Raw genomic sequence first — 26,485 nt, 5'->3', positions numbered from 1 at the left:
GCTTGCGCCGCCTGGGAATCATTAGTGCAGCTTGAGGCGCGGACGGATCACGCGGTTAAGGCTGCCTACCAGCATCATCAGGCCGGTCTTGAAATAGCCGTGGAGCGCAACCTGATGCATGCGATATAAAGAGATGTAGACAAAGCGCGCGATGCGGCCCTCTACCATCATGGAGCCGCGCATCAGGTTGCCCATCAGGCTGCCCACGGTACTGAAGCGCGACAGCGACACCAGCGAGCCGTGATCTTTATATACGTAGGCTTTCAGCGGCTTGCCGCTACGCTGGGCGAGGATATTCTCCATCGCGCGCGACGCCATCTGGTGCGCCGACTGGGCGCGCGGCGGCACGAAGCCCCCTGACGGCAGCGCGCAGGAGGCGCAGTCGCCGATGGCGTAGATATCATCGTCCAGCGTGGTTTGCAGCGTCTCTTTCACCACCAGCTGGTTAATGCGGTTGGTCTCCAGCCCGCCAATTTCTTTCAGGAAGTCCGGCGCTTTAATACCCGCCGCCCATACCATCAGATCCGCCTCGATAAATTCGCCGCCTTTGGTGTGCAGGCCGTTTTTATCGGCGCTGGTTACCATTGTTTGCGTTAGCACCCGTACGCCCAGCCTGGTCAGCTCGCTGTGCGCCGCGGCAGAGATGCGCGGCGGCAGCGCAGGCAGAATACGCTCGCCCGCCTCCACCAGCGTCACGTTGAGCGCCTGGCTGCTCAAACCTTTATAGCCGTAGCTGTGCAGCTGTTTGACCGCGTTGTGCAGCTCGGCTGACAGCTCGACGCCGGTCGCCCCGCCGCCGACGATAGCGATATTGACCTTCTCCAGCCGGCCTTCGCTGGCGGAGAATTTCAGGAACTGGTTCAGCATCTCATTGTGGAAACGCTGCGCCTGGTGTGGGTTGTCGAGGAAGATGCAGTGATCTTTTACGCCCGGCGTGCCGAAATCGTTCGAGGTGCTGCCAAGCGCCATCACCAGGGTGTCGTAGGCCACCTCGCGCTGCGGCACCAGCACTTCGCCGTTGTCGTCGCGCATCTCAGCCAGCTCGATGGTTTTGCGCTCGCGATTGATGTTGGTCAGCGAACCGAGCTGGAACTGAAAGCCATGATTGCGCGCATGCGCCAGATAGCTCAGCGCGTCGATGCCTTCGTCCATCGATCCGGTCGCCACTTCGTGCAGCAGCGGCTTCCACAGGTGGCTGTGGTTGCGATCCACAAGAATAATCTCGGCCTTTTTCCTGCGGCCCAGCTTGTGACCGAGCTGCGTTGCCATCTCCAGCCCGCCCGCGCCGCCACCGACAATAACGATTTTTTTCATGGATGTAGTCAACAAGACCCCCTCAAAATGTGAACCAATAGTTAATCAATGGTTAAATTAAACCTTAATAAACATAGGGTTGGCGAAGTTAAAATCGCTGCTAACGGCAGAATAGCATGGGCAGGGAAGATGGTCATACCAAAATTGATTTACATCAATTACTCGGCGGATAACTCGGATTATTACGTAAAGCATGCGGGCGCCTGGCTGGCGCCCCCATGCTTAACCTAATGTTTTAAAAGCGTTAATCCGTTGAAGATGCGGTGAGATGTTCCTGAACTTATGGCCTTCGCTCTCATCCCAGACAATTTCGTAGAACGGGTGCAGGATCTCTGCGCTGCGCTGGCTGTCCAGGGCCTCGTCGCGGCGCGACAGAAAAACCAGACAGCGATCGCGGTTCTTTTCGCGAAAGTCGCTGACGCATTTGGTGGCGATGTCGAGATACTCTTCCGGCCGGTCGATTTTTCCCTCCATATTTTCAGAGGGAAAGAGATTGGGATTGAAAATCGCCTGACGGATGCCGCAGAGAAAGCCGATGCGCTCCGCCCAGTAGCCGCCCAGCCCGACGCCGCATATCAGCGGCTGGACGCCGCCGCCGCGCGTCAGCAGCTTGTCGGTCTCTTTCAGCAGGAACTGCATATCGTGTTTAGGGTGGCGGGTGCTGTAGCCGATCATCCTGACGTCAGGATCGATAAACTGCAGCTGCAGCACCTTTTCATGGTTGCCCGGACTGTTGGAATCGAAACCGTGCAGATAGATAATCATGACACTCCTCAGCGCTGTGCGCGCCGGGAGGAGAGATTACATCCCTGACGCTTTGTGTTCCAGCCAGCGCGCCTGCAGGTTGCTGAGCTGCTGCGCGTTCTGCCTCCAGCGCGTGCTCTGCTGCAGGCTCTGACGGGTGAAGGTTCCCCGATGGTACAGCCGCGGCACGCGCTCGGCGCCGATCGCGATCAAATTATCCAGCACGCTGATCGCGCCTGCGCGGTGGTTGCAGACCAGGATCATGTCGCACCCGGCCGACAGCGACTGCTGCGCGCGCTCGGCATAGCTGCCCATAATCGCGGCGCCTTCCATCGACAGATCGTCAGAGAAGATGACGCCGTCAAAGCCCAGCTCTTCCCGCAGCACCCTCTTCAGCCAGTAAGGCGAACCGCTGGCGGGCAGCGGATCGACTTCAGTATAGATAACGTGCGCCGGCATAACCGCATCCAGCGCGCCTTCGTCGAAAAGCGCCTGGAAAATTGCCATGTCGTGACGACGCAGCGTCTCCAGATCGCGCGGGTCGCGCGGCGTCTCTTTGTGCGAGTCGGCGCTAACCGCGCCGTGGCCCGGGAAGTGCTTGCCGGTGGTTTTCATGCCGGCTTCATGCATGCCGGCGATAAAGCGGCGCGCCATCGCCAGCGCAATCTGCGGATCTTCATGGAAGGAGCGGTCGCCGATCGCCGCGCTGATATGGCCGAGGTCCAGCACCGGCGCGAAGCTGATGTCGATATCCATGGCGATCATCTCCGCTGCCATCTGCCAGCCTGCCTGCTGCGCCAGCTCGCCGCCGCTTTGCGCATCGTGCAGCGCCGCGAAAGACTGCATCGCGGGCAGCGTGGTAAAGCCGTCGCGGAAGCGCTGGACGCGTCCGCCCTCCTGGTCGACCGCGACCACCAGCCGCGAGCGCGACGCGCTGCGGATCTGGCGCACCAGTTCAGCCAGCTGCGCCGGATCGTGGTAGTTGCGCGCGAAAAGGATCACGCCGCCGACGGTAGGATGCCGCAGGATCTCGCGCTCTTCGGCGTCCAGTTCAAAACTTTCGACATCCAGCATCAGCGGGCCGGGAAGTTGTGTCGTCATAATCTGTTCCTGGCGCGGCGCTCTCGCCGCGCGAATTAAAGGGTTTGCCAGCTCTGCCGCGCCAGCTGGCGCAGTTCCGCCTCATCGCTCTGCTCGGCGCGCAGCTGATACCAGCTGGCCATCAGCAGCCGCAGCCAGGGCTGCCAGCGCGCAACCTGCCGCGTCAGCGCCGCTAATGGCAGGCGCGCCGCCTCGGCATAGGCCGCCAGCCAGCTCTCAGCCCGCTCGGGATCGGCGGCGCACAGCGCCGCCAGCTCCAGCGCCACGTCGCCATCGGCGGCATACTCCCAGTCGATCAGGTGCAGCCCTTCCGCGCCTGCAATCAGGTTGCCGGCATGGACATCCATATGCAGCGGCGCCAGCCGCAGCGGCGCGGGTTCGCCCGCACGCGCCAGCCGACGCAGGGCGCGCTGCCAGCCCGAATGCCGCTGTCGGCAAAGCTGCCAGTAGCGCTGCAGCAGCGGCAGCAGCTGCAGGCGATAGCCCGTCTGCGGCTGCCGATGCAGCCGCAGCAGCAGCGCCACCACCTCGTCGCGCCGCTGGTGAAACGTCTGTGGCGACAGCGGTTCGCCCGCGCGCCATGCCAGCAGCAGCAATTGCGCGTCGCCGAGCAACGGGCGCGGCGTCAGGCCGCTGGGATAGAGTTTGCGCAGCAGGCGGGCTTCGCGCTGGCGATCGACAAAGGGGATCGGCGGCTGCGGCGCAGGGCGCGCGATAAACGCGCCCTGCGCGCTTTCCAGTTTACAGCTGTGTCCGGTGAGCCCCTGAAGCGGCACAGCCCTCTCCAGCGCGACGCCCGGCAGCCGCTTTTCTATGCGCGCCAGCAGCGAGGGATCAATTCTGGGCGACACCTTTGCCTGACCAGACGATCTCGCCGGTCTGCACCAGCATCAGCTGCATTTGCAGCGTCGGGGTTTTCACGTCGCCCTGCGCCGTACTGTAAAGCACATACTGCGCGTTCAGGGTGCGGGCCAGGCCAATGGCCTTGCTGCGCGAGTTCAGGCTGTCGTCCGGCGACAGGCCCAGCGTCTGCTTAGCCTGCGCCAGCTGATCGTTGGTCACCAGCGTAAACTTGCCGTTGTTGGCCAGCGCGTTTTGAATCGCGTCGGTGGCTTTTTCGCTTTGCAACGCGCCGTTGGTGCTGTTTTTAATGCGATCGACCATCAGCACGCTGCCCGGCGCGACGCCGTTGGCGGAACGCAGCATCTGCGCCACCAGCGGCTGCACGCTGGCGTCCCAGTTAATGGTTTTCAGCTTCGGCGGCTGCGGCACAGGCTGCGTCGGCTCCGGCACCGGCTGCGGCTGCGGCACGGGCTGCGGCTGGGTGGGTTCGGCGGGCTGCGTCGGTTCAACGGGCGCAGGCTGCTGCTGTTTAATTACGCAGCCGGAAAGAATGAGCGCCATCAGGAGCGCTCCGGAACGAGGGAGTCGGCGAATCACTTAACAATCCTCAGAGATAAAGGTAGAGACGAACCTTGCTGGCCGTCAGGTTGCCCATTTGGGAAGCGGCGACAATGCTGCCGTGCGCCGGAACGGTGACCCGCTGCGCCGGTTCGCCCGGCATAATTTCCAGCCCTTTGTCGTCGTACCAGTAATAACGATAGTGGATCACTACCGGCGTCTCGCGCTGATTATAGAGCACGCTGCGCGCGCGCTGCTGCCCATCTTCCTCGTCCACCACCGGCTCGTCGGTGATGATGCCGGCAGAGAGCACAGAGGACTCCATCACCAGCGACTGCGACGTGTCGATCATTGGTTTATCGCTGCTGCAGCCTGCCAGAGTCAGCAGGAGCGGCAGGCCTGTCAGCCATTGACGCATAACTCGCTTCCGTATGGAGGATCAGTCGGCCAGCATTGGACCCAGCGGACGTCCGCCGAGTAAATGCATATGAATGTGATAAACCTCCTGACCGCCGTGACGATTGCAGTTAACGATCAGGCGATAGCCGTCTTGATCGATGCCTTCGGCACGCGCGATTTTCGCGGCGACGGTAAACAGACGGCCCAGCGCCTGCTCGTGGGCGGGCAGCGCGTCGTTAGCGGTGGGGATCAACACGTTGGGGACAATCAAAATATGCGTCGGCGCTTTGGGAGAGATATCGCGAAACGCAGTGACCAGTTCGTCCTGATACACCACGTCGGCAGGGATTTCGCGACGGATGATTTTACTGAAAATCGTTTCTTCAGCCATGGTGCATTTCCTTAAGCCTGATGGACAGTCAATCAGTATGCGTGAGGAATTTGTTTTCTTTCAAGCTCAGGACCACTTTTCGCCAATTAACTGCCTGCCTTTGCGCCATTTTCGCCGCTTCTTTTAACTGTGCGCCGCTTCGCAAACGCCCGCACTGCCTGAAGTTAAAATGAAACGCCGTTTCATAAATTAGAAACGCACCGCCCTTTTCTTTGCATGATTGCCAGCCAGGGGCGACGCCTGTCGAAATTGCGAAGGTTTGCCCCGCGCTGCGGCTCTACTTTCTATCTATTCCGAGTGTGTCGTCCGGATAACAAAGGATGTACTGACTATGGCTATAAAGGAGCATCCGTATGCGCTCACGTAAAATTGGTTTTGGCCACTATCTGGCTTACGGTTCTGGGGATTTCCTCGGCGCGGGCACCACGGCGCTTACCGCCGCCTGGCTGCTCTATTTTTATACTACCTTCTGCGGCCTGACGCCTATCGAAGCGACCTTTATCTTCGCCGCCGCGCGCGTGCTGGACGCGGTGGTTAGTCCGCTGATGGGCTTCCTGACCGATAACTTCGGCTCGACCTGGCTGGGCAAGCGCTTCGGCCGCCGCAAATTCTTTATTCTGCTCGGCATTCCCTGCGTCTTCAGCTACAGCCTGATGTGGCTGAGCGATATGGGTTTCTGGTGGTATCTCGCCACCTATCTGCTGTTCGATATGGTCTACACCATGATTCTGGTGCCCTATGAAACGCTGGTGCCGGAAATGACCGACGATTTCAAACAGAAGACCCGCTTCTCCGGCGCGCGCATCGCGCTGGCCCAGCTCTCGGCGATCCTTGCCGCCTTCCTGCCAGGCGTCTTAATTGGCGCGCTGGGCAAAGATAATCCGCTCTCTTTTTTCTACGCCAGCCTGGTGTTTTCGGTTATCTGCGCGCTGGTGCTGACGCTGGTCTGGCTTTTTACCTGGGAGCGCGATCCCGGCGATTTTTCCGAGGAGTCGCGCCGCGCCGAAGAGGAGAAGCGGCAGCTGTCGCTGATGCAGAGCCTGAAGCGCCTCTATGTCGAACTCGCCTCTACGCTGCGCATCCGCATTTTCCGTCAGCACCTCGGCATGTATCTGGGCGGCTATATCGCGCAGGATGTCTTTAACGCCGTCTTTACCTGGTATGTGGTGTTCGTACTGATGCAGAGCGCGCAGATCGCTTCCAATCTGATGGGCACCATGGCGGTGCTGCAGTTTATCGCCGTGATGGGCATGATCCCGCTCTGCATCCGCATGGGACCGGCGCCAGCCTACCGTCTGGTGGTCATGCTGTTCGGCCTCGCGGCCCTCTCCTACGCCGGCCTCTGGTATGCGGGCATGAATGACAGCTTCTCGCTGTTGCTGCTGATCTCCGCGCTGGCAGGTCTGGGACGCGGCGGGATCAACTATGTGCCCTGGAATATCTACACCTATATCGCCGACGTCGACGAGGTGATTACCGGCCAGCGCCGCGAGGGAATTTTCGCCGGTATTATGACCCTGACCCGCAAAGCCTCTCAGGCGGGCGCGGTCATGCTGGTCGGCATCGTGCTGCAGCTCTCCGGCTTCGTCTCCGGGCAGGCGACGCAGCCGCCGGGCGTCAGCCATACCATTCTCGGCATCCTTAGTCTCGGCACGCTGTGCGTGCTGGCCTGCGGCTTTCTGGTTTCGCTTCGCTTTAAGCTCAATTTGCAGACCCACACCGTGCTGCGCGAAGAGACGCTGAAAATGCGCGAAGCTGACCGCGTCCTGCCAGAGCGCCTCACGCCGGAAGCGCGCGACATCGTCGAAACCCTGGCCGGCATGCCGTATGAGAATCTCTGGGGCAACAACAATATCGGCTTCCTTAACCGTCATAAACCGGCCGCGCCGCCGCTCAAGACTGCGCGTCCGATCGCCTCTTCCCTTACTACGACCTTGAAACGATAGGAATGAACCATGACTGTATTTCCTGTGAAACAGAGTGCGCTTTTGTGCCAACCAGAATTTCTACTGCCGCGCCAGGAACTGTTGCAACTGATTCACAAGCTGACGCAAAACCTGGTGAATATCACCGACGAGACGGGAGAATTTTTGCTGCATCTCGATGACGGGCGGGTAATTGACACCAAAGGCTGGGCTGGCTGGGAGTGGACTCACGGCATCGGGCTCTACGGCATGCTGCACTATTACCAGCAAACCGGTGACCAGCAGACGCTGAGCATTATCGACCAGTGGTTTGCCGCGCGCCTTGCAGAAGGCACCCCAACCAAGAACGTGAATACCGTCGCGCCCTTCCTGACGCTCGCCTGGCGCTACGAAGAGACCGGCAACCCCGCCTGGCGGGCGGTGCTGGAGCGCTGGGCGGAATGGGTGATGTATGAGATGCCGCGCACCGAACAGGGCGGCCTGCAGCATATCGTCTACAACAATGAAAACCATCAGCAGCTCTGGGACGATACGCTGATGATGAGCGTAATGGCGCTGGCGAAAATCGGCCAGCTGCTGAATCGTCAGGAATTTATCGAAGAGGCGAGCTATCAGTTCCTGCTGCATACGCAATATCTGATGGATCGCCAGACCGGGCTCTGGTTCCACGGCTGGAACTTTGAAGGACGCCATAATTTCGCCAATGCGCGCTGGGCGCGTGGCAACAGCTGGCTCACCATCGTCATTCCCGACTTCCTGGAGATGATGAACTGGCCGGAACAGCATGCGACGCGTCGCTTTTTGCTGCAGGTGCTGGAGAGCCAGGTGAAAGCGCTACGCGCCTGCCAGCATCCGAGCGGCCTGTGGCATACGCTGCTGGACGATCCAGATAGCTATCTGGAAGCGTCGGCGACCGCAGGCTTCGCCTACGGCATTATCAAGGCGGTGCGCAAGCGCTACCTCAGCGCGGATTATCTGCCCACCGGCCTGAACGCGCTGCGCGGCGTGATCGCCAATATCGACGAGGACGGCGAACTGAAACAGGTTTCATTCGGCACCGCGATGGGCAGCGATCTCGACTACTACCGCAACGTGCCGCTGACCTCCATGCCCTACGGTCAGGCGATGGCGCTGCTGTGTCTGACGGAATACCTGCGGGCCTATCTCTGATCCCTTGATTGCGGTTGAACAATAGCCCCGGCTGGCGTCGGGCCCTCTCATCCGCGACGCCTCTGCGCCCAAAAAAAAGCCCCGCTTGTGCGGGGCTTTTTTCTTATCGCGCATTACATGCTGCGGATATATTCATCCATATCGGTTTTCAGGTTATCGGACCTGGTGCCGAAAATCGCCTGAACGCCAGAGCCTGCCACCACCACGCCACGGGCGCCGAGGTTTTTCAGCTCGTTCTGGTTAACCTTGCTGACGTCCGCCACGCTGACGCGCAGACGAGTAATACAGGCATCCAGGTTGGTGATGTTCTCTTTGCCGCCGAAGGCAGAAACCAGCTTGCCCGCCATTTCGCTGCCGGTGGCTGAAGAGGACTCGGTAGTCGTCTCTTCACGGCCTGGGGTTTTCAGGTTCAGCTTCACAATCAGCACGCGGAAAATGGTGTAGTAAACCAGACCGTAGATAATGCCGACGACCGGGAAGAGCCAGATTTTGCTGCTGTTGCCGCTCAGCACGATAAAGTCGATCAGGCCGTGCGAGAAGCTGGTGCCGTCGCGCATGCCGAGCAGGATACAGATCGGGAACGCCAGACCGGCCAGAATCGCGTGGATCACGTAGAGGATCGGCGCAACGAACATGAACGAGAACTCGATCGGCTCGGTAATACCGGTCAGGAACGCGGTGAGCGCGGCGGAGATCATGATGCCGCCCACTTTGGCGCGGTTTTCAGGCTTCGCCGAATGCCAGATGGCGATGGCTGCCGCCGGCAGGCCGTACATTTTGAACAGGAAGCCGCCAGAGAGTTTGCCCGCGGTCGGATCGCCCGCCATATAGCGCGGAATATCGCCGTGGAACACCTGACCCGCCGCGTTGGTGAACTCGCCGATCTGCATCTGGAAAGGTACGTTCCAGATATGGTGCAGGCCGAAAGGCACCAGCGCACGCTCAACCACGCCGTAAATGCCGAACGCCACAACCGGGTTCTGATAGGCAGCCCACTGCGAGAACTCCTGAATCGCCGAGCCAATCGGCGGCCAGATAAAGGAGAGCAGCACGCCCAGCACGATCGCCGCCAGGCCGGAGATAATCGGCACAAAGCGCTTACCGGCGAAGAAGCCGAGATATTCTGGCAGCTTGATACGGTAGAAGCGGTTGAACATATAGGCCGCTATCGCACCGGCGATAATGCCGCCCAGTACGCCGGTATCCGCCAGATGGTGCGCGGCAATCTCCTCAGCGGAGAGATGCAGCACCAGCGGCGCGACCACCGCCATGGTTTTCACCATGATGCCGTACGCCACCACTGACGCCAGCGCGGAGACGCCGTCGTTGTTGGTAAAGCCGAGCGCCACGCCGATAGCGAAGATAAGCGGCATATTAGCAAACACCGAACCGCCCGCTTCCGCCATCACGTGGGAAACGACGGCCGGCAGCCAGCTAAAGTTTGCCGAACCAACACCTAATAAAATGCCGGCGATCGGCAGAACCGATACCGGCAGCATGAGCGATTTACCGACCTTTTGCAGGTTCGCAAATGCGTTCTTGAACATAGCCTGAAGCTCCTGAGTATGAGTGCGATTTCGCGCAGTGCGCTGGGTCGCGGGGGAGGATCCGCAACCCGTTTGACGGTGACCGCCTTTTAATTATTACGAAGGGTAAAATAAATCATCCGGCGTTACTTTGACGACTATCACGTTTCCTGGATCGCCTCGCTCTTATATCAGTATATTCTGACTGACAGCGCTATTTTTACCCCATAAAACAGTAGCCCTGCGATAAAAAGCAGGGCAATCAGTCGGTATTACCGAATTATTACAGGCTTTGAAATAAAACCTTAACCGCCGAGCCGGCTCAACGGCACCTGGAAAAGCGTCGAGAAGTTTCGCGTGGTGGCGGCGGCCAGCGTCTCGATATCGACCCCTTTCAGCACGGCGAGGTATTCCGCCACGTCGCGCGTATAGGCTGGCTGGTTCTCTTTGCCGCGATACGGCACCGGCGCCAGATAGGGAGAGTCGGTCTCCACCAGCATGCGATCCAGCGGCACATAGCGCGCCGCTTCACGCAGCTGTTCGGCGTTGCGGAAGGTGACGATACCGGAAAACGAGATATAGAAGCCCATATCGAGCAGCTTCGCCGCCGTCGCCTGATCCTCGGTAAAACAGTGCAGCACGCCGCCGCAGCGCTCGACCTGCTCTTCGCGCAGAATCGCCAGCGTATCGTCGCGCGCGTCGCGGGTATGCACGATAATCGGCTTGTTCAGCGCGATGCCGGTGCGGATATGCTCGCGGAACGACGCCTGCTGCTGTGCTTTGGTTTCCTGTTGATAATAGTAGTCGAGTCCGGTTTCGCCCAGCGCCACTACGCGCGGATCGGCGGCCAGACGACGAAACTCCTCGACGTCGTACGGCTCTTCCTGATTCAGCGGGTGCACGCCGACCGAGAGCGCGATATTTTCACGGTCGCCCACCAGCGCCTTCAGGGTATGAAAACCCGGCAGCGTGGTGGCAATCGCCAGCATAAACTTCACGTCGCGCGCGGCGGCTTTGGCCAGCACATCGTCAAGATCGCGATGGTTCTTTTCATAATCCAGGCCATCAAGATGGCAGTGTGAATCCACAATAAACATAAGGTGTCTCGTTTTGTCGTTAAGCGACTACGCCGGGCTTGCGTTGATCGGCCCAGCTCAGAAGTCGGTCGGTTAACAGAAGTTCGCGGTTGACGGCGGCCACGTGGATCAGCTCTTCCCGGCACTGCATCCACGCGCGCGCGCTCTCATCCAGCGCACGGGCGGAAAAGGTCTCCGCCAGCAGCGCGACCACATCCTGACGGTCGGGGTTGCTTAACCAGCGCACGGCGCCCTGCTGCCATTTGATCGCATCCACCAGCAGCGCCATCAGCCAGCTGATGCGCGCGGCGACATCTTCGGCATTAAGCAGCGGCAGCAGCAGCAAAATATCCTGCCGCAGCGCGGCGGGCAGCCCGTCGCACAGGTTCTGGCGCGCCTGCCAGCGCGCCGGCTCCAGCAGCTGTAGCGCCGCCGCAGGCGCGCCCGCGCTGAGGCGCAGCGCGGTCTGCAGCGCGACAGACTCGTGCGGCAGCTGCTTGCCCAACCACTGCAGGCTCTGCGCCTCATCCGGCGGCGCCAGCGAGAGCGCCATACACCGGCTGCGCAGCGTGGCCAGCAGACGCGACGATTCGCGGCTGCCTAAGAAGAACCAGCTGTTGGCCGGCGGCTCTTCCAGGGTTTTCAGCAGCGCGTTAGCCGCCGATTCGCTCAGCTGCGCGGCATCAGGCAGCCAGACCACTTTCGCGCCGCCCTGCTGGGCGAAATGGTAGAGTTTCTCGGTCACCTGGCGCACCGCGTCAATACCCAGCGTGCTTTTGCCCTTCTCCGCCTCCAGGCGGTACCAGTCGGGATGCGTTTGCGCCTGCATCAGCTGACAGCCGTGGCACTGGCCGCAGCTCTTCAGTCCATCCTTCTGCTGGCACATCAGCCAGCGGCTGACGCCCCATACCAGCGCCTCTTCACCCATTCCGTCAATCGCCTGGATCAGCAGCGCGTGATGCGCGCGTCCTGCCTGATGCTGGCCGATAATGTAGCGGTAAGGCTGATTCAGCCATGGATACCAGTTCATGCCTGCCGATCCAGCCAGTCCGCCAGGGTCGCTTTGATCGCCTGCGTGACGCTCTCAAGCGGCTGCGTGGCATCCACGGTCAGGATGCGCGCGTCTTCGGCAGCCAGCGCCAGATAGCGCTCGCGAGTGCGCTCGAAAAAGCGTAGCGACTCCTGCTCAATGCGATCCAGCTCGCCGCGGGCGCGGGCGCGCTGCAGGCCGATTTCCGGCGTGACGTCGAGGTAGAGTTGAAGATCGGGGCGAAAATCGCCCAGCACGGCGTCGCGCAGCGTGCGCATCAGCGCGGCGTCCAGCCCGCGTCCGCCGCCCTGATAGGCCTGCGAAGAGAGGTCGTGCCGGTCGCCGATGACCCAGGCGCCGCGCGCCAGCGCGGGTTTAATCACGGTATCCACCAGCTGTACACGGGCGGCGTAGAGCATCAGCAGCTCCGCTTTGTCCGTGACCTGTTCGCCCTCAATGCCCTGCTTCACCAGTACGCGCAGCTGCTCCGCCAGCGGCGTGCCGCCCGGCTCGCGGGTGAAGACGATATCCTGAACGCCCCGCTCGCGCAGCGTTTCGACCACCGCCTCGCGCGCCGTGGTTTTTCCGGCGCCTTCCAGGCCTTCAATGACGATAAACTTACTTTTCATCTTTTTCCTTCAGCGTTTGCCGGTAGGCCTGTACCGCCTGGTTATGGCTGGCAAGGTTGGTGGTAAAGGTATGACCGCCCTTGCCGTCGGCAACAAAATAGAGGTAATCGGTTTTTTCGGGATGCGCGGCCGCTTCCAGAGAGGCTTTGCTCGGCGCGGCAATAGGGCCAGGCGGCAGGCCGTTTATGGTATAGGTATTGTAATCGGTCGGCGTCTCAAGGTCTTTACGCGTCAGCGTGCCCGTATACTTCTCGCCCATGCCGTAAATCACCGTCGGATCGGTTTGCAGCTTCATGCCGGTGCGCAGCCGGTTGATAAACACCGAGGCGACGCGCGCGCGCTCAGCGCTGACGGCGGTCTCTTTTTCAATCACCGAGGCCATGGTTACCATCTCCTGCGGATTTTTATAGGGCAGGTCCGGCATGCGATTTTTCCAGATCTGATCCACCAGCGCCGTCATACGGACGTGCGCGCGCTGCAGCAGCGCGATATCGCTGGTGTTGGCGGTATAAAGATAGGTATCGGGATAAAAACTGCCTTCCAGCGCCAGCGGGTCGATGTTCAGCGTCTTCGCCAGCGTGGCGAACTGGTCATCTTTCAGCTGGTGTTTGATATAGGGCGCGGCGCGCAGCTCAGCAAGCCAGTCGATCAGGCGTTGGCCCTCTACCAGCCGCAGCGGGAACTGCGCCTCTTTGCCGCTGGCGAGCAGCTGCAGCAGCGCGCGCACCGTCATCCCCTTCTCTAGCCGGTAGGTACCCGCTTTAAAGCGCGCCAGGTCCGGCTCGAGCTTCAGCAGCGCACCGAACCAGACGCTTTGCGGGATCAGATGCTGGCTCTCCAGCTGCGCCTCCAGCGCCACCCGGCCGGTGCCCGCTGGCAAGGTATAGATCGTTTCCTGGTCAATGGTTAAGGGCGTCGCGGCGAAGCGCTGGATTTGCCAGTAGCTGAAGGCCGCCGCCAGGGCCAGAATCGCCGCGACGACGGCGAAAAATTTTTTCGTTCGACTCATTTTGCTTCCATTAAATAGCAGCTGTGCTGAAACCGTTGGTAGAGCGCGCGCTCGCTGAACGTCCTGTCGTCCAGCTGTCGTACCGGCAAAACCGGCATCAGGGCATTGCAGATGACAATTTCGTCGGCCGCCTGCAGCTGCGTCGCTTCACAGCGCACCACATCGCAGTGCAGGCCTGCGGCGGCCATTTGCTCCATCAGATAGCGCCGCATTACGCCGTCGACGCCAGCGTGCGTCAAATCAGGCGTAAAAACGCGTTCGCCCTGCCGCCAGAATAAATTGGCCGCACAGCATTCCACCACGTAGCCCGAAGTGTCAAGCACCAGCGCCTCGTCGGCGTCGCTCTGGTCGAGATGCGCCCGGATCATCACCTGCTCCAGGCGATTCAGGTGTTTGATGCCCGCCAGCAACGGGCTCTGCGCCAGCCGCACCGGGCTGGTACGCAGCCTGACGCCCAGCGTTTGCAGCGGCTGATAGTGGTGCGGCCAGGGCGCAACCGAGACGATGCGCGTGGCGCCGCTGCCGCCTTTGCGGCTGTAGCCGCGCCCGCCAGCGCCGGCGCTGAGGATGACTTTCAGAACCGCCTGGGCGTGCGGCTGTGCGGCTGCGCGCATCTCTTTTTCCAGCTGCGACCAGTCGACGTCGGGCATCATCAGGCGTTCGCATCCCTCGCGCAGACGGCGCAGGTGCGCCGCCAGCAGCTGAATGCGGCCGTTATGCACCGCTGCCGTGGTAAAACAGCCGTCGCCGAACTGCGTCGCGCGATCGCTGACAGGCAGCGTGCGCTGCTCCGTTCCATTTATCCACATGGGGCTCTCCCGCAAGCAAAAGCGCTATGGTAGCGCGTTGTGGTGTGATAATCCGTTTCAGAGCCTTTCCAGATAGAAAAAAAGGCCCGCATGTGCGGGCCTTTTGCCAGAACGTGAATCGTCAGATCTTACGGAAAATCAATGAGCCGTTAGTGCCGCCGAAACCGAACGAGTTACACAGCGTGTACTCCAGACCGCTAACCTGACGCGCCGTGTGAGGCACGAAGTCGAGATCGCAGCCCTCATCCGGATTATCCAGGTTGATGGTCGGCGGAACGGCCTGGTCGCGCAGCGCCAGAATCGAGTAGATTGACTCTACCGCGCCTGCCGCGCCCAGCAGATGGCCGGTCATCGATTTGGTCGAGCTGACCATAACGGTTTTCGCCGAGGCGCCGAAAATGGTTTTCACCGCCTGCGCTTCCGCTTTGTCACCCGCCGGCGTAGAGGTACCGTGCGCGTTGACGTAGCCGATCTGCTCTGCCGACAGCTGCGCGTCACGCAGCGCGTTTTCCATCGCCAGCGCGGCGCCAGCGCCGTTTTCCGGCGGCGACGTCATGTGGTAAGCGTCGCTGCTCATGCCGAAGCCGACAATTTCCGCATAGATTTTCGCGCCGCGTTTTTTCGCGTGCTCATACTCTTCCAGCACGATAATGCCCGCGCCGTCGCCCAGCACGAAGCCGTCACGATCTTTATCCCACGGACGGCTTGCCGCCTGCGGGTTATCGTTGCGCGTAGAGAGCGCGCGCGCTGCGCCGAAGCCGCCCACGCCCAGCGGGGTGCTGGCTTTCTCTGCGCCGCCCGCCAGCATCACGTCAGCATCATTATAGGCGATGATACGCGCCGCATGACCGATGTTGTGCACGCCGGAAGTACAGGCAGTGGCGATAGAGATGCTGGGACCTTTCATGCCATACATAATCGTCAGATGGCCGGCGATCATGTTGACGATGGTCGAAGGTACAAAGAACGGACTGATTTTGCGCGGACCGCCATTGACCAGCGAGGTATGGTTCTCTTCGATCAGACCCAGTCCGCCGATGCCGGAACCAATGGCCGCACCGATGCGTCCAGCGTTTTCATCGGTCACGACCAGACCCGAATCCTGCATAGCCTGCACGCCGGCAACAATGCCGTATTGGATGAAATCATCCATCTTGCGCTGATCTTTGCGCGAGATGATTTCATCACAATTGAAATCTCTTACGATGCCAGCAAAACGGGTTGCGTAGGCACTCGTATCAAAATGGTCGATCAGGTTAATGCCGCTCTGACCGGCAAGGAGAGCACTCCAGGTAGACTCTACGGTTTTGCCGACAGGAGACAACATGCCAAGACCGGTCACAACTACACGACGCTTAGACACGTTCGTCCTCCAGGGAGGGGGAATAAAAACTCTAAGGAACTAGCATAAAACTCAGGCGGTCGAGCGACCGCCTGAAGATATTCATTAGCCTTGGTGGCTATTGATGTAGTCGATCGCTGCCTGAACGGTAGTGATTTTCTCAGCTTCTTCGTCTGGAATTTCAGTATCAAACTCTTCTTCCAGAGCCATTACCAGCTCAACGGTGTCAAGAGAATCAGCACCCAGGTCTTCAACGAAAGATGCAGAGTTTGTTACTTCGTCCTCTTTCACACCCAGCTGCTCAGCAATGATTTTCTTAACGCGTTGTTCGATATCGCTCATACTATTTAATTTCCTATCAAAACTCGCTTTCGCGATGGTTTTCGTAGTGTATAAAATGTTGAAAAAGATGCAACAAAATCCCGGCTGGTCGAACCACGATTTTACGCTATTTTGCGGTTTTTACCGCAAACAATGCAAATGATTTCGTGATTATCAGACCATGTACATGCCGCCATTGACGTGCAGCGTTTCACCCGTGATGTAGGCTGCTTCGTCAGAGGCTAAGAATGCAACAGCATTGGCAATTTCCTGCGCGTCGCCTAGACGACCTGCAGGAACCTGCGTCAAAATGCCGGAACGTTGATCTTCGCTCAGTGCACGCGTCATGTCCGTCTCGATAAAGCCCGGAGCCACGACGTTTACGGTAATGCCACGTGACGCAACTTCGCGCGCCAGTGATTTGCTAAAGCCAATCAAACCCGCCTTGGCTGCTGCGTAGTTTGCCTGGCCCGCGTTGCCCATGGTGCCAACAACGGAACCAATGGTAATGATACGACCCACGCGCTTTTTCATCATGGCGCGCAATACCGCCTTTGAAAGACGGAAGACCGACGTCAGGTTGGTATCAAGGATATCCGCCCACTCGTCGTCTTTCATGCGCATCAACAGATTGTCACGCGTAATGCCTGCATTATTGACCAAAATGTCTACTTCGCCAAATTCTGCGCGAACCTTCTCCAGCACGCTGTCGATCGATGCGGGATCGGTCACATTCAGCAGCAGACCTTTGCCGTTATCGCCGAGGTAAGCGCTGATGGCTTCTGCGCCGCTTTCGCTGGTCGCGGTGCCGATAACTTTAGCGCCGCGCGCGACCAGCGTTTCAGCGATCGCGCGGCCGATGCCGCGGCTCGCGCCTGTTACCAGCGCAACTTTACCTTCAAAGCTCATGTTTATCCTCTTATTCCTGTTCAAGTGCTGCAGAAAGCGACGTCGGGTCGTTTACCGCTGCCGCCGTCAGGCTGTCCACAATGCGTTTGGTCAGACCCGTCAGCACTTTGCCCGGCCCCATTTCCAGCAGCTGGGTAACGCCCTGCGACGCCATAAATTCTACGCTCTCGGTCCAGCGAACCGGGCTATAGAGCTGGCGCACCAGCGCGTGGCGGATCGCCGCCGCGTCGCTTTCGCATTTTACGTCAACGTTATTGACCACCGGAACAGACGGCGCATTGAACGCAATCTCTTCCAGCGCTACCGCCAGCTTGTCTGCGGCGGGCTTCATCAGCGCGCAGTGCGACGGCACGCTGACCGGCAGCGGCAGCGCGCGCTTGGCGCCCGCCGCTTTACAGGCTGCGCCCGCGCGTTCGACCGCTTCTTTATTTCCAGCGATGACCACCTGGCCCGGCGAGTTAAAGTTAACCGGCGAGACCACCTGGCCCTGCGCGCTCTCTTCGCAGGCTTTGCGAATCGACGCGTCGTCGAGGCCGATAATCGCCTGCATCGCGCCGGTGCCTTCCGGCACCGCTTCCTGCATCAGCTTGCCGCGCAGCTCCACCAGCTTGATGGCGTCGGCGAAATCAAGCACGCCGGCGCAAACCAGCGCGGAGTATTCGCCAAGACTATGGCCGGCCATCAGCGCCGGCTGCGCGCCGCCCTGCTGCTGCCAGACGCGATAGATCGCCACGGAGGCGGCCAGCAGCGCAGGCTGCGTCTGCCAGGTCTTGTTCAGTTCTTCAGCCGGGCCAGCGCTGACCAGCTGCCACAGATCGTATCCCAGCGCGTCAGACGCTTCGCGGAAGGTCGCTTCCACCAGCGGATAGGTCGCCGCCAGCTCTGAGAGCATGCCGACGGTCTGTGATCCCTGACCGGGAAAAACAAATGCAAATTGCGTCATCTTCCTTTCCTGTGAATCAAAAGCGAACCAGTGCGGAACCCCAGGTGAACCCGCCACCAAAGGCTTCCAGCAGAATCAGTTGTCCGGGTTTGATACGGCCGTCGCGCACGGCTTCATCCAGCGCGCTGGGCACCGACGCCGCCGAGGTATTGCCGTGACGGTCCAGCGTGACCACCACTTTATCCATGCCCATGCCGAGTTTTTTCGCCGTCGCGCTGATGATGCGCAGGTTAGCCTGATGCGGCACCAGCCAGTCGAGCATTTCGCGATCGAGATTATTAGCCTGGAGGGTTTCGTCAACGATATGCGCCAGCTCGGTTACCGCCACCTTGAACACTTCGTTACCGGCCATGGTGAGATAGGCTGGCTCGTCCTGGTTGGCGCGATCCTGGTAAGGCAGCGTCAACAACTGACCATAGCGGCCGTCGGCGTGCAGATGCGTAGAGATAATGCCCTGCTCCTCGCTCGCGCCTAATACCACCGCGCCCGCGCCGTCGCCGAACAGAATAATGGTGCCGCGATCGTTGGGATCGAGGGTGCGCGCCAGCACGTCGGAGCCAATCACCAGCGCATGCTTCACCGCGCCGTTTTTAATGTACTGGTCCGCGACGCTCAGCGCATAGGTAAAGCCTGCGCAGGCGGCCGCGAGGTCGAAGGCGGCGCAGTCGTTGATGCCCAGCATCTGCTGGATCATGCAGGCCGAGCTGGGAAAAGCGTGGCTGGACGACGTGGTAGCGACGATAATCAGTCCGATGTCGCCTGCCTCTACGCCCGCCATCTCCAGCGCGCGCTGCGCGGCCGCGAAGCCCATGCTGGCCACGGTTTCATCCGGCGCGGCAATGCGGCGCTCGCGGATGCCGGTGCGGGTCACGATCCACTCGTCCGACGTCTCCACCATTTTTTCCAGATCCGCATTCGAACGCACCTGGCTAGGCAAATAGCTGCCCGTACCGATAATTTTGGTAAACATCTAGGCTTTGTCACTCCTGGCTAATACAGCATCAAGACGCGCGGCGATTCGTTCGGGAACCTGCCGTCGCACCGCCTGCTCTGCCTGTTCTATCGCCACGGCAAAGGCGCGTTGGTTGGCCGCGCCATGGCTTTTGATCACTGTTCCGCGCAATCCTAACAGACAAGCGCCATTGTACTGGTCGGGGTTGAGATGTCCGAAGCGCTGCGCCAGACGTTTCTGAATCCAGCGCCCCAGCAGCTTGAGCCACCATGACCGTTTTTTTCCCTCCCCTGAAGACTTCAGCAGGGAAAGGAACATTCTTACCACGCCTTCCATGGTTTTCAGCGTGACGTTGCCGACGAAACCGTCACACACCAGCACATCTGTCTTGCCGGTAAGCAGGTCGTTGCCTTCCAGGTAACCAATATAGTTAATCTGCCCGGACGCTTTCAGCATGTTGGCGGCGCCGCGTATGCTCTCCAGCCCTTTGGTCTCTTCCTGACCAATATTGAGCAGCGCGACGCGGGGATTGGGGATCGCTAACACCTCTTCCGCCATCACCGCGCCCATTACGGCAAACTGCACCAGCATCTCGCTGTCGGAGTCCACGTTGGCGCCTAAATCGAGCACCACCGTTTTGCCGCGCTGCTGATGCGGCAGCACGGTCATTAACGCCGGGCGCTCAATGCCGTCCAGCGGTTTTATCATTAATTTCGCTAGCCCCATCAGGGCGCCGGTGTTGCCAGCGCTGACGCAGGCCTGCGCTCGTCCCTCTTTTACCAGCTCCAGCGCAATACGCATTGAGCTGCCGCGACTGGCGCGGATAGCCTGAGAGGGCCGCGCATCGCTTGCAATAACTGACTCCGCAGGAATGACCTGCACACGTTCTGTCAACGAGGAATCCGCTTTGGCAAGCAATGGAGTGATGTCGTCGGGAATGCCGACCAGAAGAAGATTGAGATGCGAATGAGAGGCCAGTGCCTGCAAAGCTGCAGGCACTGTCACGCAGGGACCGAAATCCCCGCCCATGGCATCAATAGCCAGGGTCAAACGTGTCAAAGTATCACCTTGCTAAGCGCAAGTCTTACTTGGTGATAACCTTGCGACCGCGGTAGTAACCGTCCGCAGTGATGTGGTGACGCAGATGCGTTTCGCCAGAAACTTTATCTACAGACAGAGTTGCAGTGGTCAGGGCATCGTGCGAACGACGCATGCCACGCTTAGAACGGGTGGGTTTATTCTGTTGTACGGCCATGGACCTTACTCCTATTACTTACGCTTTAAACTGGCTAATACGGCAAATGGGTTTGGTTTTTCCGCCTCTGCAGGCAATTTGCCAAAGACCATGTCCGCCTCGGACACTTCACAGTGTTCAGAATCATGCACCGGAACGACCGGCAGCGCGAGAATGATTTCATCCTCTATCACCGCCAGCAGATCGACTTCGCCAAAATCATCGACGTCGATCGGCTCGTAGGCTTCCGGCAGTGCCTCGGCCTGCTCATCGGTTGAGACAGGACTGAAGCAATAGCTTAAGTGGACAGCATGAGGGAATGTCTGGTTGCAGCGCTGACAGCGCAATGTAACCTGCACGTCCGCTGTACCTTGCAGTACGGCGAGGCGCTGGCTGTCAACCGCAAACGACATGGTACATTCCACGTCACTGTCCACACTAACAACTGATTCGGCTACGCGCTCCACCTGTTCAGGGGTGTAAACGCCCTGATAATCCAGGCGTTTTTGAGCGGCGCGGACCGGATCCAGCGTCAGGGGTAATTTTACCTTTTGCATAGGGCGCGCATATTAACTTTGTAACGTCATAGAGTCAAAGAAAAAGGCCGTTTCACAGCATCTTTCACCAGTTATTCGCATCCAGTGCGGCGCACAGTTTAAAATGAGTGTCACCAATTCGCCATTACTATTGTGAAAAAATGCCTGTCTCTCTTCTTTTAGCTTCAACCTCGCCGTTTCGTCAGGCGCTGCTGGGCAAACTCAGCCTTCCTTTTATTACCGCTGCGCCCGACGTTGACGAAACGCCGCATGCAGGCGAAGCTGCCGACGCCCTGGTGACGCGCCTCGCCGTCGCCAAAGCGCAGGCGCTGGCCGCCGACTATCCCGACAGCTGGATTATCGGCTCGGATCAGGTGTGCGTGCTCGACGGAGTCATCACCGGCAAGCCGCACACGCCCGAACGCGCCTTCGCGCAGCTGCGTCAGGCGAGCGGCAACGCCGTTACCTTTTATACCGGGCTGGCGCTTTACCAGCCGCGTAGCGGGACGCTGATGCAGTGCTGCGAACCCTTTGTGGTGCACTTCCGCTCTCTCAGCGATGCGGAGATCAACGCCTATATAGAGAAGGAGCAGCCTCTGCAGTGCGCCGGGAGCTTTAAGAGCGAGGGGCTTGGCATTTGCCTGTTCGAGCGGCTGGAGGGGCGCGATCCGAATACGCTGGTCGGGCTGCCGCTGATAGCGCTCAGCGGCATGTTGCGGGCGGTCGGCATCAATCCGCTGGAATGACGCCAAACGCGCGTCAGCTTTTTTGCTGACGCAGTGCCTGCAGGCAGCGCTTGAGCTCGTTATCGAGCGGCGCCTCTAAGCGCAGCGTTTCGCCGCTGCCGGGATGGGTAAAGGTCAGGGCGGCGGCGTGCAGGAACAGACGACGCAGTCCGGTTGGGGCCAGCTGGCTGTCGAACTCCCGCTCGCCGTAGCGATCGTCGAAGGCGATAGGATGACCGGCATGCAGGGTATGCACGCGGATCTGATGGGTTCGGCCCGTGACGGGGCTCGCCTTGACCAGCGTGGCGAAGGCGAAGCGCTCTTCCACTTTAAAGCGCGTTTCCGACGGTTTCCCTTCGCTGCTGACGCGCACCACGCGCTCGCCGCTCTGGAGGATATTCTTCAGCAGCGGCGCCTGTACGCTCTTGAGATGCGACGGCCAGCTGCCGCGCACCAGCGCCAGATAATCCTTCTGCATCCCCTTTTCGCGCAGCTGCTCATGCAGCGAGCGCAGCGCCGACCGCTTTTTGGCGACCAGCAGCAGGCCGGAGGTGTCGCGATCGAGGCGATGCACCAGTTCAAGGAAGCGCGCCTCAGGACGCAGCGCGCGCAGCCCTTCGATCACGCCGAAGCTCAGCCCGCTGCCGCCATGCACCGCCGTACCAGACGGCTTGTTGAGCACCAGAATATGATCGTCTTCAAAAATGATCGCCTCGGCCAGCGCCGCGACTTTCTCCAGCTTCGGCGACACCGCCTGCTCTTCGCGCTCGGCGACGCGCACCGGCGGGATGCGCACTTCGTCGCCCTCTTCCAGCTTATATTCCGGCTTAATGCGTTTTTTATTCACCCGCACCTCGCCTTTGCGCAGGATGCGATAAATCATGCTTTTCGGCACACCTTTAAGCTGGGTGCGTAAAAAGTTATCGATGCGTTGTCCGGCATTTTCAGCCGAAATGGCGACAAGCTGTACGCCAGGATTCTCTGTTTTCATGGCGGCGATTCTAAATAGTGTCCTGTGATAGCGCCACCCCTTTTTCTGTGCTTAACTCTCCTCTTGTCGCGCGAAAAAGCGCAGCGTGCGCTGGCTTTTTCAGCAGCCTGCTCATTCGTCCGACATATTAAGGTGTTATGCATCACTAATCTTCATCCGGCGGTAAAAGTCGCCTTGCTATATGAAGGTTAGCAATGGAATAATGCTTGAGTTTCTCGTCTGATGCATTTCAGGCCAGAAAAAGAGCTAATTAGTCATTTTGCCGAATGAAACGCACACGCAGCAATGGCGTAAGACGTGATGTTTATTCAGGCACTTAGCGGGCTGCGGGTTGCAGCCTGGACGGAAGTTTGAAATGCAGGAGTTATCAATTTCTCTCAGGCATTTCAGCGCAACGGCGCTGTTTTTCCTTATGAAAAACAGGCCACCGACGTTATTTGCGCCCCTCGCGCAGTCGACAACCGGGAGGTTGACGTAAGGCACTTAGTCACGGGGCCATCGGTCAGAACTCGTCCAGGGTAACTATGCCCGCAGCTTTATCACTCATGTGAGAATAACGAGTCAGAAACGATGAAAAGAATGTTAATTAATGCAACTCAGCAGGAGGAGTTGCGCGTTGCCCTGGTTGATGGACAACGTCTGTACGATCTGGATATTGAAAGCCCCGGACACGAACAGAAAAAAGCCAACATCTACAAAGGTAAGATCACCCGCATTGAACCCAGCCTCGAAGCTGCGTTTGTCGATTACGGCGCTGAGCGCCACGGTTTTCTCCCCCTGAAAGAAATCTCCCGCGAATACTTCCCCGCCAGCTACAACTCGCAAGGCCGTCCGAATATCAAAGAGGTGCTGCGCGAAGGTCAGGAAGTGATCGTTCAGATCGATAAAGAAGAGCGCGGCAACAAAGGCGCAGCGCTGACCACCTTTATCTCTCTGGCGGGCAGCTATCTGGTGCTAATGCCGAATAATCCGCGCGCGGGCGGCATCTCCCGCCGCATTGAAGGCGACGATCGCACCGAGCTGAAAGAGGCCCTCTCATCGCTGGAGCTGCCGGACGGCATGGGCCTGATCGTACGCACCGCAGGCGTAGGCAAATCCGCCGAGGCGCTGCAGTGGGACCTGAGCTTCCGTCTGAAACACTGGGGAGCGATCAAAAAAGCCGCTGAAAACCGCCCTGCTCCTTTCCTGATCCACCAGGAAAGCAACGTTATCGTGCGCGCCTTCCGCGACTATCTGCGCCAGGACATCGGCGAAATCCTGATCGACAACCCGAAAGTGCTCGAGCTGGCGCGCCAGCATATCGCCGCCCTCGGACGTCCCGATTTCAGCAGCAAAATCAAGCTCTACACCGGCGAGATCCCGCTGTTCAGCCACTATCAGATCGAATCGCAGATCGAGTCCGCCTTCCAGCGCGAAGTGCGCCTGCCGTCGGGCGGCTCGATCGTTATCGACAGCACCGAAGCGCTGACCGCTATCGACATTAACTCGGCGCGCGCCACGCGCGGCGGCGATATCGAAGAGACCGCATTCAACACCAACCTGGAAGCGGCCGATGAGATCGCGCGTCAGCTGCGCCTGCGCGACCTGGGCGGCCTGATCGTTATCGACTTTATCGATATGACGCCGGTGCGTCACCAGCGCGCGGTGGAAAATCGCCTGCGCGAAGCGGTGCGTCAGGATCGCGCGCGCATTCAGATCAGTCATATTTCGCGCTTCGGCCTGCTGGAGATGTCGCGTCAGCGCCTCAGCCCGTCGCTGGGTGAGTCGAGCCATCACGTTTGCCCGCGCTGTAGTGGCACCGGCACCATCCGCGACAATGAATCGCTGTCGCTGTCGATTCTTCGCCTGATTGAAGAAGAGGCGCTGAAAGACAATACCAAAGAGGTGCACGCCATTGTTCCGGTGCAGATCGCCTCTTACCTGCTGAACGAAAAACGTGAAGCGGTGAACGCCATTGAGAAGCGCCAGGGCGGCGTTCGCGCGATTATCGTGCCGGACGATCGCATGGAAACGCCGCACTACTCGGTGCTGCGCGTGCGCAAAGGCGAAGAGACGCAGACCCTCAGCTATCACCTGCCGAAGCTGCATGAAGCCGAAATGGCGATGCCGTCGGAAGAGGAACACGCCGAGCGCCGTCGTCCTGAGCAACCCGCGCTGGCCGCCTTCGTCATGCCTGACGCGCCGCCGGCGCCGGCCGAGACCCCAGCCGAGCAGCCTAAAGCCGTTGAGCCGCAGCCTGCAGCCAAACCGGCCGCCGCAGCGCCAGCCGCCGCCAGCGGTAGCGGCTTCTTTAGCCGTCTGCTGAAAAAACTGTTCGGCGGCGACGAGCCTACCCCAGCACCTGCCGCGGAAGCTACGCCGGCGCCGCAGGCCAGCAGCGAAGAGAGCGAAAACGACAGCGGCGCCAAAGAGCGCGGCGATCGTCGCAACAATCGCCGCAACAACAACCGTCGCGAGCGTACGCCGCGCAACGGCGACAGCCGCGAGCCGCGTGAAAACCGTGAACCGCGCGAAAGCCGCGAGCCGCGTGAGAATCGCGAACCGCGCGAAAGCCGCGAGCCGCGTGAAAGTCGCGAGAGCCGCGAGCCGCGCGACAACGCCGATTCGCGTCGCAACAAGCGCCAGTCGCCGCAGAACGAAGCGCGCGAAGAGCGTAGCCCGGTTCTGAGCGACGAAGCGCGCCAGCAGCGCGAAGAGCAACAGCAGCAGCGTCGCGAACAGCGCGCCGAGCGCCAGCGTCGTCGTCAGGAAGAGAAGCGCGCGCAGCAGGAAGCGAGCAAAGCCGTTGAAACCGCCGCCGCCGCTGACGTCGTCGAGACCCCGGAAGCGCAGGAAGATGAGCGCGTTCAGGTTATGCCGCGCCGCAAGCCGCGCCAGCTGACGCAGAAAGTGCGTATCGCCGGCGAGACTGAGCAGCCGACAGCGGAAGCGGTGGAAACGCAGCCAGCGACCGTACGCAACGCGCCGCAGATCGAAGAGCCAGCCCAGTTCGAACAGGATGAGACGGAAAACCGCGACAACGGCAATATGCCGCGCCGCTCGCGCCGTTCGCCGCGCCACCTGCGCGTCAGCGGGCAGCGTCGCCGTCGCTATCGCGACGAGCGTTATCCGACCGAGTCGGCAATGCCGCTGGCTGCCGCCGCCGCCTCGCCTGAAATGGCTTCCGGCAAGGTCTGGGTACGCTATCCGGTCGCTCAGCCGGTAGAGATGCAGGAGCCACAGCAGGAAGCGCCGGACTACAGCCAGCAAGAGACCGCAGGCGCTATCGCCCTGCCGGTTGCCGCTGTCGAAGCCGCGCCGCAGGCTGACGTCGCGCCGCAAACCAATGCCGCTGAAGCCCAACAGGCTGACGTCGCGCCGCAGGTCAATGCCGCTGAAGCGCAACAGGCTGATGACGTGCAGCCGGCTCAACCTCAGGCGGAAACGCCGGTCACGCTGGTGAATACGGATAACACCGCGCCGATCGAGGCTCCGGTAAACCATGAACCTGCCGTTATCCCGGCCGCCGACGAAGCCGTAGCGGAAGCGATCGCCGAGCAGGCTGTTCCAGCCGCGCCAGTTGTTGAAAAAGCGACGCCAGCCGCCGACGCCACCGAGATCGCCGCTGAATCAGCGCACGACGTGACGCCGGAAGCAGAAGCGCAGGTTGAGGAAGTGCTGAACGCGCCGGTTGCGGCAGCGAGCGCGCCTGAGCCGATTAGCGAGCCGCATGCGCCCGTTCCGGCTCGCGACGCCGCGCCGCAGGAAGCCGCCGTCCGCTTTACGCATCACGCCTCCGCGCCGATGACGAAAGCCCCGGCGCCAGCCTGGCAGCCGGAGCCAGCACGCCACAGCGACTGGGTGCGCGCGCCGTTCGACTTCGAAGGCAAAGGCGCAGCGGGCGGTCACAGCGCGACGCATCAGGCCACCGCTCCGGCGACCCGACCTGAAAGCGCGTAATCACCTGACGCGACCTACAAAAAACCCCGGCTTGCCGGGGTTTTTTATTTCCTAAGGATAAAAAAATCC

General features: G+C 60.1%; 26 protein-coding genes. 4 read left to right on the top strand and 22 right to left on the bottom strand.

What is annotated here, in order from left to right; translation table 11 throughout:
* Positions 1–21: 21 nt before the first annotated feature.
* From HA46_RS00235 to hinT, 7 genes are all read right to left on the bottom strand, one after another.
* On the bottom strand, positions 22–1,326 hold the full coding sequence (locus tag HA46_RS00235) for an NAD(P)/FAD-dependent oxidoreductase (protein ID WP_143807561.1): 1,305 nt from the start codon (positions 1,324–1,326) through the stop codon (positions 22–24).
* A gap of 210 nt (positions 1,327–1,536) precedes the next feature.
* Positions 1,537–2,079: an alpha/beta hydrolase YcfP gene (gene ycfP / locus HA46_RS00230; protein ID WP_084881842.1), complete on the bottom strand. Its 543-nt coding sequence runs from the start codon at positions 2,077–2,079 to the stop codon at positions 1,537–1,539.
* Between the two features lie 36 nt (positions 2,080–2,115).
* A complete protein-coding gene (gene nagZ / locus HA46_RS00225) occupies positions 2,116–3,159 on the bottom strand; it encodes a beta-N-acetylhexosaminidase (protein WP_084881841.1) in 1,044 nt (347 codons plus the stop codon).
* Between the two features lie 35 nt (positions 3,160–3,194).
* Positions 3,195–4,010, bottom strand: a complete 816-nt coding sequence (thiK, locus tag HA46_RS00220; RefSeq protein WP_033789528.1) for a thiamine kinase — start codon at positions 4,008–4,010, stop codon at positions 3,195–3,197.
* On the bottom strand, positions 3,994–4,599 hold the full coding sequence (gene lpoB / locus HA46_RS00215) for a penicillin-binding protein activator LpoB (RefSeq protein ID WP_033789526.1): 606 nt from the start codon (positions 4,597–4,599) through the stop codon (positions 3,994–3,996). The genes thiK and lpoB overlap by 17 nt, the downstream gene beginning before the upstream one ends.
* Positions 4,600–4,609: 10 nt before the next feature.
* On the bottom strand, positions 4,610–4,978 hold the full coding sequence (locus HA46_RS00210) for a YcfL family putative periplasmic lipoprotein (protein ID WP_033789524.1): 369 nt from the start codon (positions 4,976–4,978) through the stop codon (positions 4,610–4,612).
* A 21-nt stretch (positions 4,979–4,999) separates the two neighbouring features.
* Positions 5,000–5,350, bottom strand: coding sequence for a purine nucleoside phosphoramidase (gene hinT, locus HA46_RS00205; protein ID WP_033750906.1), 351 nt, complete (start codon positions 5,348–5,350; stop codon positions 5,000–5,002).
* 353 nt (positions 5,351–5,703) lie between these two features.
* On the opposite strand from hinT, the gene HA46_RS00200 reads away from it, so the two are divergent.
* Both HA46_RS00200 and bglB read left to right on the top strand, forming a co-directional pair.
* The gene (locus tag HA46_RS00200) at positions 5,704–7,296 is read left to right on the top strand and encodes an MFS transporter (RefSeq protein ID WP_084881840.1); all 1,593 of its coding nucleotides are present in this window, start codon (positions 5,704–5,706) and stop codon (positions 7,294–7,296) included.
* A 9-nt stretch (positions 7,297–7,305) separates the two neighbouring features.
* Positions 7,306–8,445, top strand: a complete 1,140-nt coding sequence (gene bglB, locus HA46_RS00195; RefSeq protein WP_084881839.1) for a beta-galactosidase BglB — start codon at positions 7,306–7,308, stop codon at positions 8,443–8,445.
* A gap of 113 nt (positions 8,446–8,558) precedes the next feature.
* Here bglB and ptsG read toward each other — a convergent pair whose 3' ends face one another.
* The 14 genes from ptsG to yceD all read right to left on the bottom strand — a co-directional run bounded on the left by ptsG (position 8,559) and on the right by yceD (position 20,782).
* Positions 8,559–9,992, bottom strand: a complete 1,434-nt coding sequence (gene ptsG, locus HA46_RS00190; RefSeq protein ID WP_084881838.1) for a PTS glucose transporter subunit IIBC — start codon at positions 9,990–9,992, stop codon at positions 8,559–8,561.
* Positions 9,993–10,276: 284 nt separating this feature from the next.
* Positions 10,277–11,068, bottom strand: coding sequence for a metal-dependent hydrolase (locus tag HA46_RS00185; protein WP_084881837.1), 792 nt, complete (start codon positions 11,066–11,068; stop codon positions 10,277–10,279).
* 19 nt (positions 11,069–11,087) lie between these two features.
* Entirely contained in the window at positions 11,088–12,077 is a 990-nt protein-coding gene (gene holB, locus HA46_RS00180) for a DNA polymerase III subunit delta' (RefSeq protein ID WP_033789514.1), read from the bottom strand.
* Positions 12,074–12,706 carry a dTMP kinase gene (tmk, locus tag HA46_RS00175; RefSeq protein WP_084881836.1) on the bottom strand — a complete coding sequence of 211 codons (633 nt, stop codon included), beginning with the start codon at positions 12,704–12,706 and terminating at the stop codon, positions 12,074–12,076. Before tmk ends, holB begins: the two co-directional genes overlap by 4 nt.
* Entirely contained in the window at positions 12,696–13,715 is a 1,020-nt protein-coding gene (mltG, locus tag HA46_RS00170; protein ID WP_084881835.1) for an endolytic transglycosylase MltG, read from the bottom strand. Before mltG ends, tmk begins: the two co-directional genes overlap by 11 nt.
* On the bottom strand, positions 13,712–14,524 hold the full coding sequence (gene pabC / locus HA46_RS00165) for an aminodeoxychorismate lyase (protein WP_084881834.1): 813 nt from the start codon (positions 14,522–14,524) through the stop codon (positions 13,712–13,714). Before pabC ends, mltG begins: the two co-directional genes overlap by 4 nt.
* Positions 14,525–14,645: 121 nt before the next feature.
* Positions 14,646–15,887 (bottom strand): beta-ketoacyl-ACP synthase II, encoded by a 1,242-nt coding sequence (gene fabF, locus HA46_RS00160; protein WP_033750934.1) that lies wholly within the window; start codon positions 15,885–15,887, stop codon positions 14,646–14,648.
* 84 nt (positions 15,888–15,971) lie between these two features.
* The gene (gene acpP / locus HA46_RS00155) at positions 15,972–16,208 is read right to left on the bottom strand and encodes an acyl carrier protein (RefSeq protein ID WP_025901771.1); all 237 of its coding nucleotides are present in this window, start codon (positions 16,206–16,208) and stop codon (positions 15,972–15,974) included.
* Between the two features lie 153 nt (positions 16,209–16,361).
* Complete coding sequence (fabG, locus tag HA46_RS00150; protein WP_033750943.1) at positions 16,362–17,096, bottom strand: 3-oxoacyl-ACP reductase FabG; 735 nt, start codon at positions 17,094–17,096, stop codon at positions 16,362–16,364.
* 10 nt (positions 17,097–17,106) lie between these two features.
* On the bottom strand, positions 17,107–18,039 hold the full coding sequence (gene fabD / locus HA46_RS00145; protein WP_084881833.1) for an ACP S-malonyltransferase: 933 nt from the start codon (positions 18,037–18,039) through the stop codon (positions 17,107–17,109).
* A gap of 16 nt (positions 18,040–18,055) precedes the next feature.
* Positions 18,056–19,009 (bottom strand): beta-ketoacyl-ACP synthase III, encoded by a 954-nt coding sequence (locus tag HA46_RS00140; protein WP_084881832.1) that lies wholly within the window; start codon positions 19,007–19,009, stop codon positions 18,056–18,058.
* Positions 19,010–20,050: a phosphate acyltransferase PlsX gene (gene plsX / locus HA46_RS00135; RefSeq protein WP_033789502.1), complete on the bottom strand. Its 1,041-nt coding sequence runs from the start codon at positions 20,048–20,050 to the stop codon at positions 19,010–19,012.
* 25 nt (positions 20,051–20,075) lie between these two features.
* Complete coding sequence (gene rpmF, locus HA46_RS00130; RefSeq protein WP_017348070.1) at positions 20,076–20,246, bottom strand: 50S ribosomal protein L32; 171 nt, start codon at positions 20,244–20,246, stop codon at positions 20,076–20,078.
* A gap of 14 nt (positions 20,247–20,260) precedes the next feature.
* Positions 20,261–20,782: a 23S rRNA accumulation protein YceD gene (gene yceD / locus HA46_RS00125; protein WP_033789501.1), complete on the bottom strand. Its 522-nt coding sequence runs from the start codon at positions 20,780–20,782 to the stop codon at positions 20,261–20,263.
* Positions 20,783–20,922: 140 nt separating this feature from the next.
* On the opposite strand from yceD, the gene HA46_RS00120 reads away from it, so the two are divergent.
* Positions 20,923–21,507, top strand: a complete 585-nt coding sequence (locus HA46_RS00120) for a Maf family protein (protein WP_084881831.1) — start codon at positions 20,923–20,925, stop codon at positions 21,505–21,507.
* Between the two features lie 13 nt (positions 21,508–21,520).
* On the opposite strand, the gene rluC is transcribed toward HA46_RS00120, so the two are convergent.
* Positions 21,521–22,477, bottom strand: coding sequence for a 23S rRNA pseudouridine(955/2504/2580) synthase RluC (gene rluC, locus HA46_RS00115; protein ID WP_033789498.1), 957 nt, complete (start codon positions 22,475–22,477; stop codon positions 21,521–21,523).
* A gap of 570 nt (positions 22,478–23,047) precedes the next feature.
* On the opposite strand from rluC, the gene rne reads away from it, so the two are divergent.
* Positions 23,048–26,416 (top strand): ribonuclease E, encoded by a 3,369-nt coding sequence (gene rne / locus HA46_RS00110; RefSeq protein WP_084881830.1) that lies wholly within the window; start codon positions 23,048–23,050, stop codon positions 26,414–26,416.
* Positions 26,417–26,485 lie beyond the last annotated feature (69 nt).

Source organism: Pantoea septica (assembly GCF_002095575.1).
Lineage (GTDB): Bacteria > Pseudomonadota > Gammaproteobacteria > Enterobacterales > Enterobacteriaceae > Pantoea > Pantoea septica.
This window is presented reverse-complemented; position numbering and strand designations above follow the sequence as displayed.

Excerpts from the sequence above, each read along its gene's own strand:
- HA46_RS00185 (WP_084881837.1), bottom strand. The coding sequence starts at position 11,068 with ATGTTTATTGTGGATTCACACTGCCATCTTGATGGCCTGGATTATGAA.
- holB (WP_033789514.1), bottom strand. The coding sequence starts at position 12,077 with ATGAACTGGTATCCATGGCTGAATCAGCCTTACCGCTACATTATCGGC.
- tmk (WP_084881836.1), bottom strand. The coding sequence starts at position 12,706 with ATGAAAAGTAAGTTTATCGTCATTGAAGGCCTGGAAGGCGCCGGAAAA.
- fabG (WP_033750943.1), bottom strand. The coding sequence starts at position 17,096 with ATGAGCTTTGAAGGTAAAGTTGCGCTGGTAACAGGCGCGAGCCGCGGC.
- HA46_RS00120 (WP_084881831.1), top strand. The coding sequence starts at position 20,923 with ATGCCTGTCTCTCTTCTTTTAGCTTCAACCTCGCCGTTTCGTCAGGCG.
- ycfP (WP_084881842.1), bottom strand. The coding sequence starts at position 2,079 with ATGATTATCTATCTGCACGGTTTCGATTCCAACAGTCCGGGCAACCAT.
- fabD (WP_084881833.1), bottom strand. The coding sequence starts at position 18,039 with ATGACGCAATTTGCATTTGTTTTTCCCGGTCAGGGATCACAGACCGTC.
- HA46_RS00200 (WP_084881840.1), top strand. The coding sequence starts at position 5,704 with ATGCGCTCACGTAAAATTGGTTTTGGCCACTATCTGGCTTACGGTTCT.
- nagZ (WP_084881841.1), bottom strand. The coding sequence starts at position 3,159 with ATGACGACACAACTTCCCGGCCCGCTGATGCTGGATGTCGAAAGTTTT.
- HA46_RS00140 (WP_084881832.1), bottom strand. The coding sequence starts at position 19,009 with ATGTTTACCAAAATTATCGGTACGGGCAGCTATTTGCCTAGCCAGGTG.
- pabC (WP_084881834.1), bottom strand. The coding sequence starts at position 14,524 with ATGTGGATAAATGGAACGGAGCAGCGCACGCTGCCTGTCAGCGATCGC.
- bglB (WP_084881839.1), top strand. The coding sequence starts at position 7,306 with ATGACTGTATTTCCTGTGAAACAGAGTGCGCTTTTGTGCCAACCAGAA.
- hinT (WP_033750906.1), bottom strand. The coding sequence starts at position 5,350 with ATGGCTGAAGAAACGATTTTCAGTAAAATCATCCGTCGCGAAATCCCT.
- acpP (WP_025901771.1), bottom strand. The coding sequence starts at position 16,208 with ATGAGCGATATCGAACAACGCGTTAAGAAAATCATTGCTGAGCAGCTG.
- ptsG (WP_084881838.1), bottom strand. The coding sequence starts at position 9,992 with ATGTTCAAGAACGCATTTGCGAACCTGCAAAAGGTCGGTAAATCGCTC.
- rluC (WP_033789498.1), bottom strand. The coding sequence starts at position 22,477 with ATGAAAACAGAGAATCCTGGCGTACAGCTTGTCGCCATTTCGGCTGAA.
- yceD (WP_033789501.1), bottom strand. The coding sequence starts at position 20,782 with ATGCAAAAGGTAAAATTACCCCTGACGCTGGATCCGGTCCGCGCCGCT.
- rpmF (WP_017348070.1), bottom strand. The coding sequence starts at position 20,246 with ATGGCCGTACAACAGAATAAACCCACCCGTTCTAAGCGTGGCATGCGT.
- mltG (WP_084881835.1), bottom strand. The coding sequence starts at position 13,715 with ATGAGTCGAACGAAAAAATTTTTCGCCGTCGTCGCGGCGATTCTGGCC.
- rne (WP_084881830.1), top strand. The coding sequence starts at position 23,048 with ATGAAAAGAATGTTAATTAATGCAACTCAGCAGGAGGAGTTGCGCGTT.
- HA46_RS00210 (WP_033789524.1), bottom strand. The coding sequence starts at position 4,978 with ATGCGTCAATGGCTGACAGGCCTGCCGCTCCTGCTGACTCTGGCAGGC.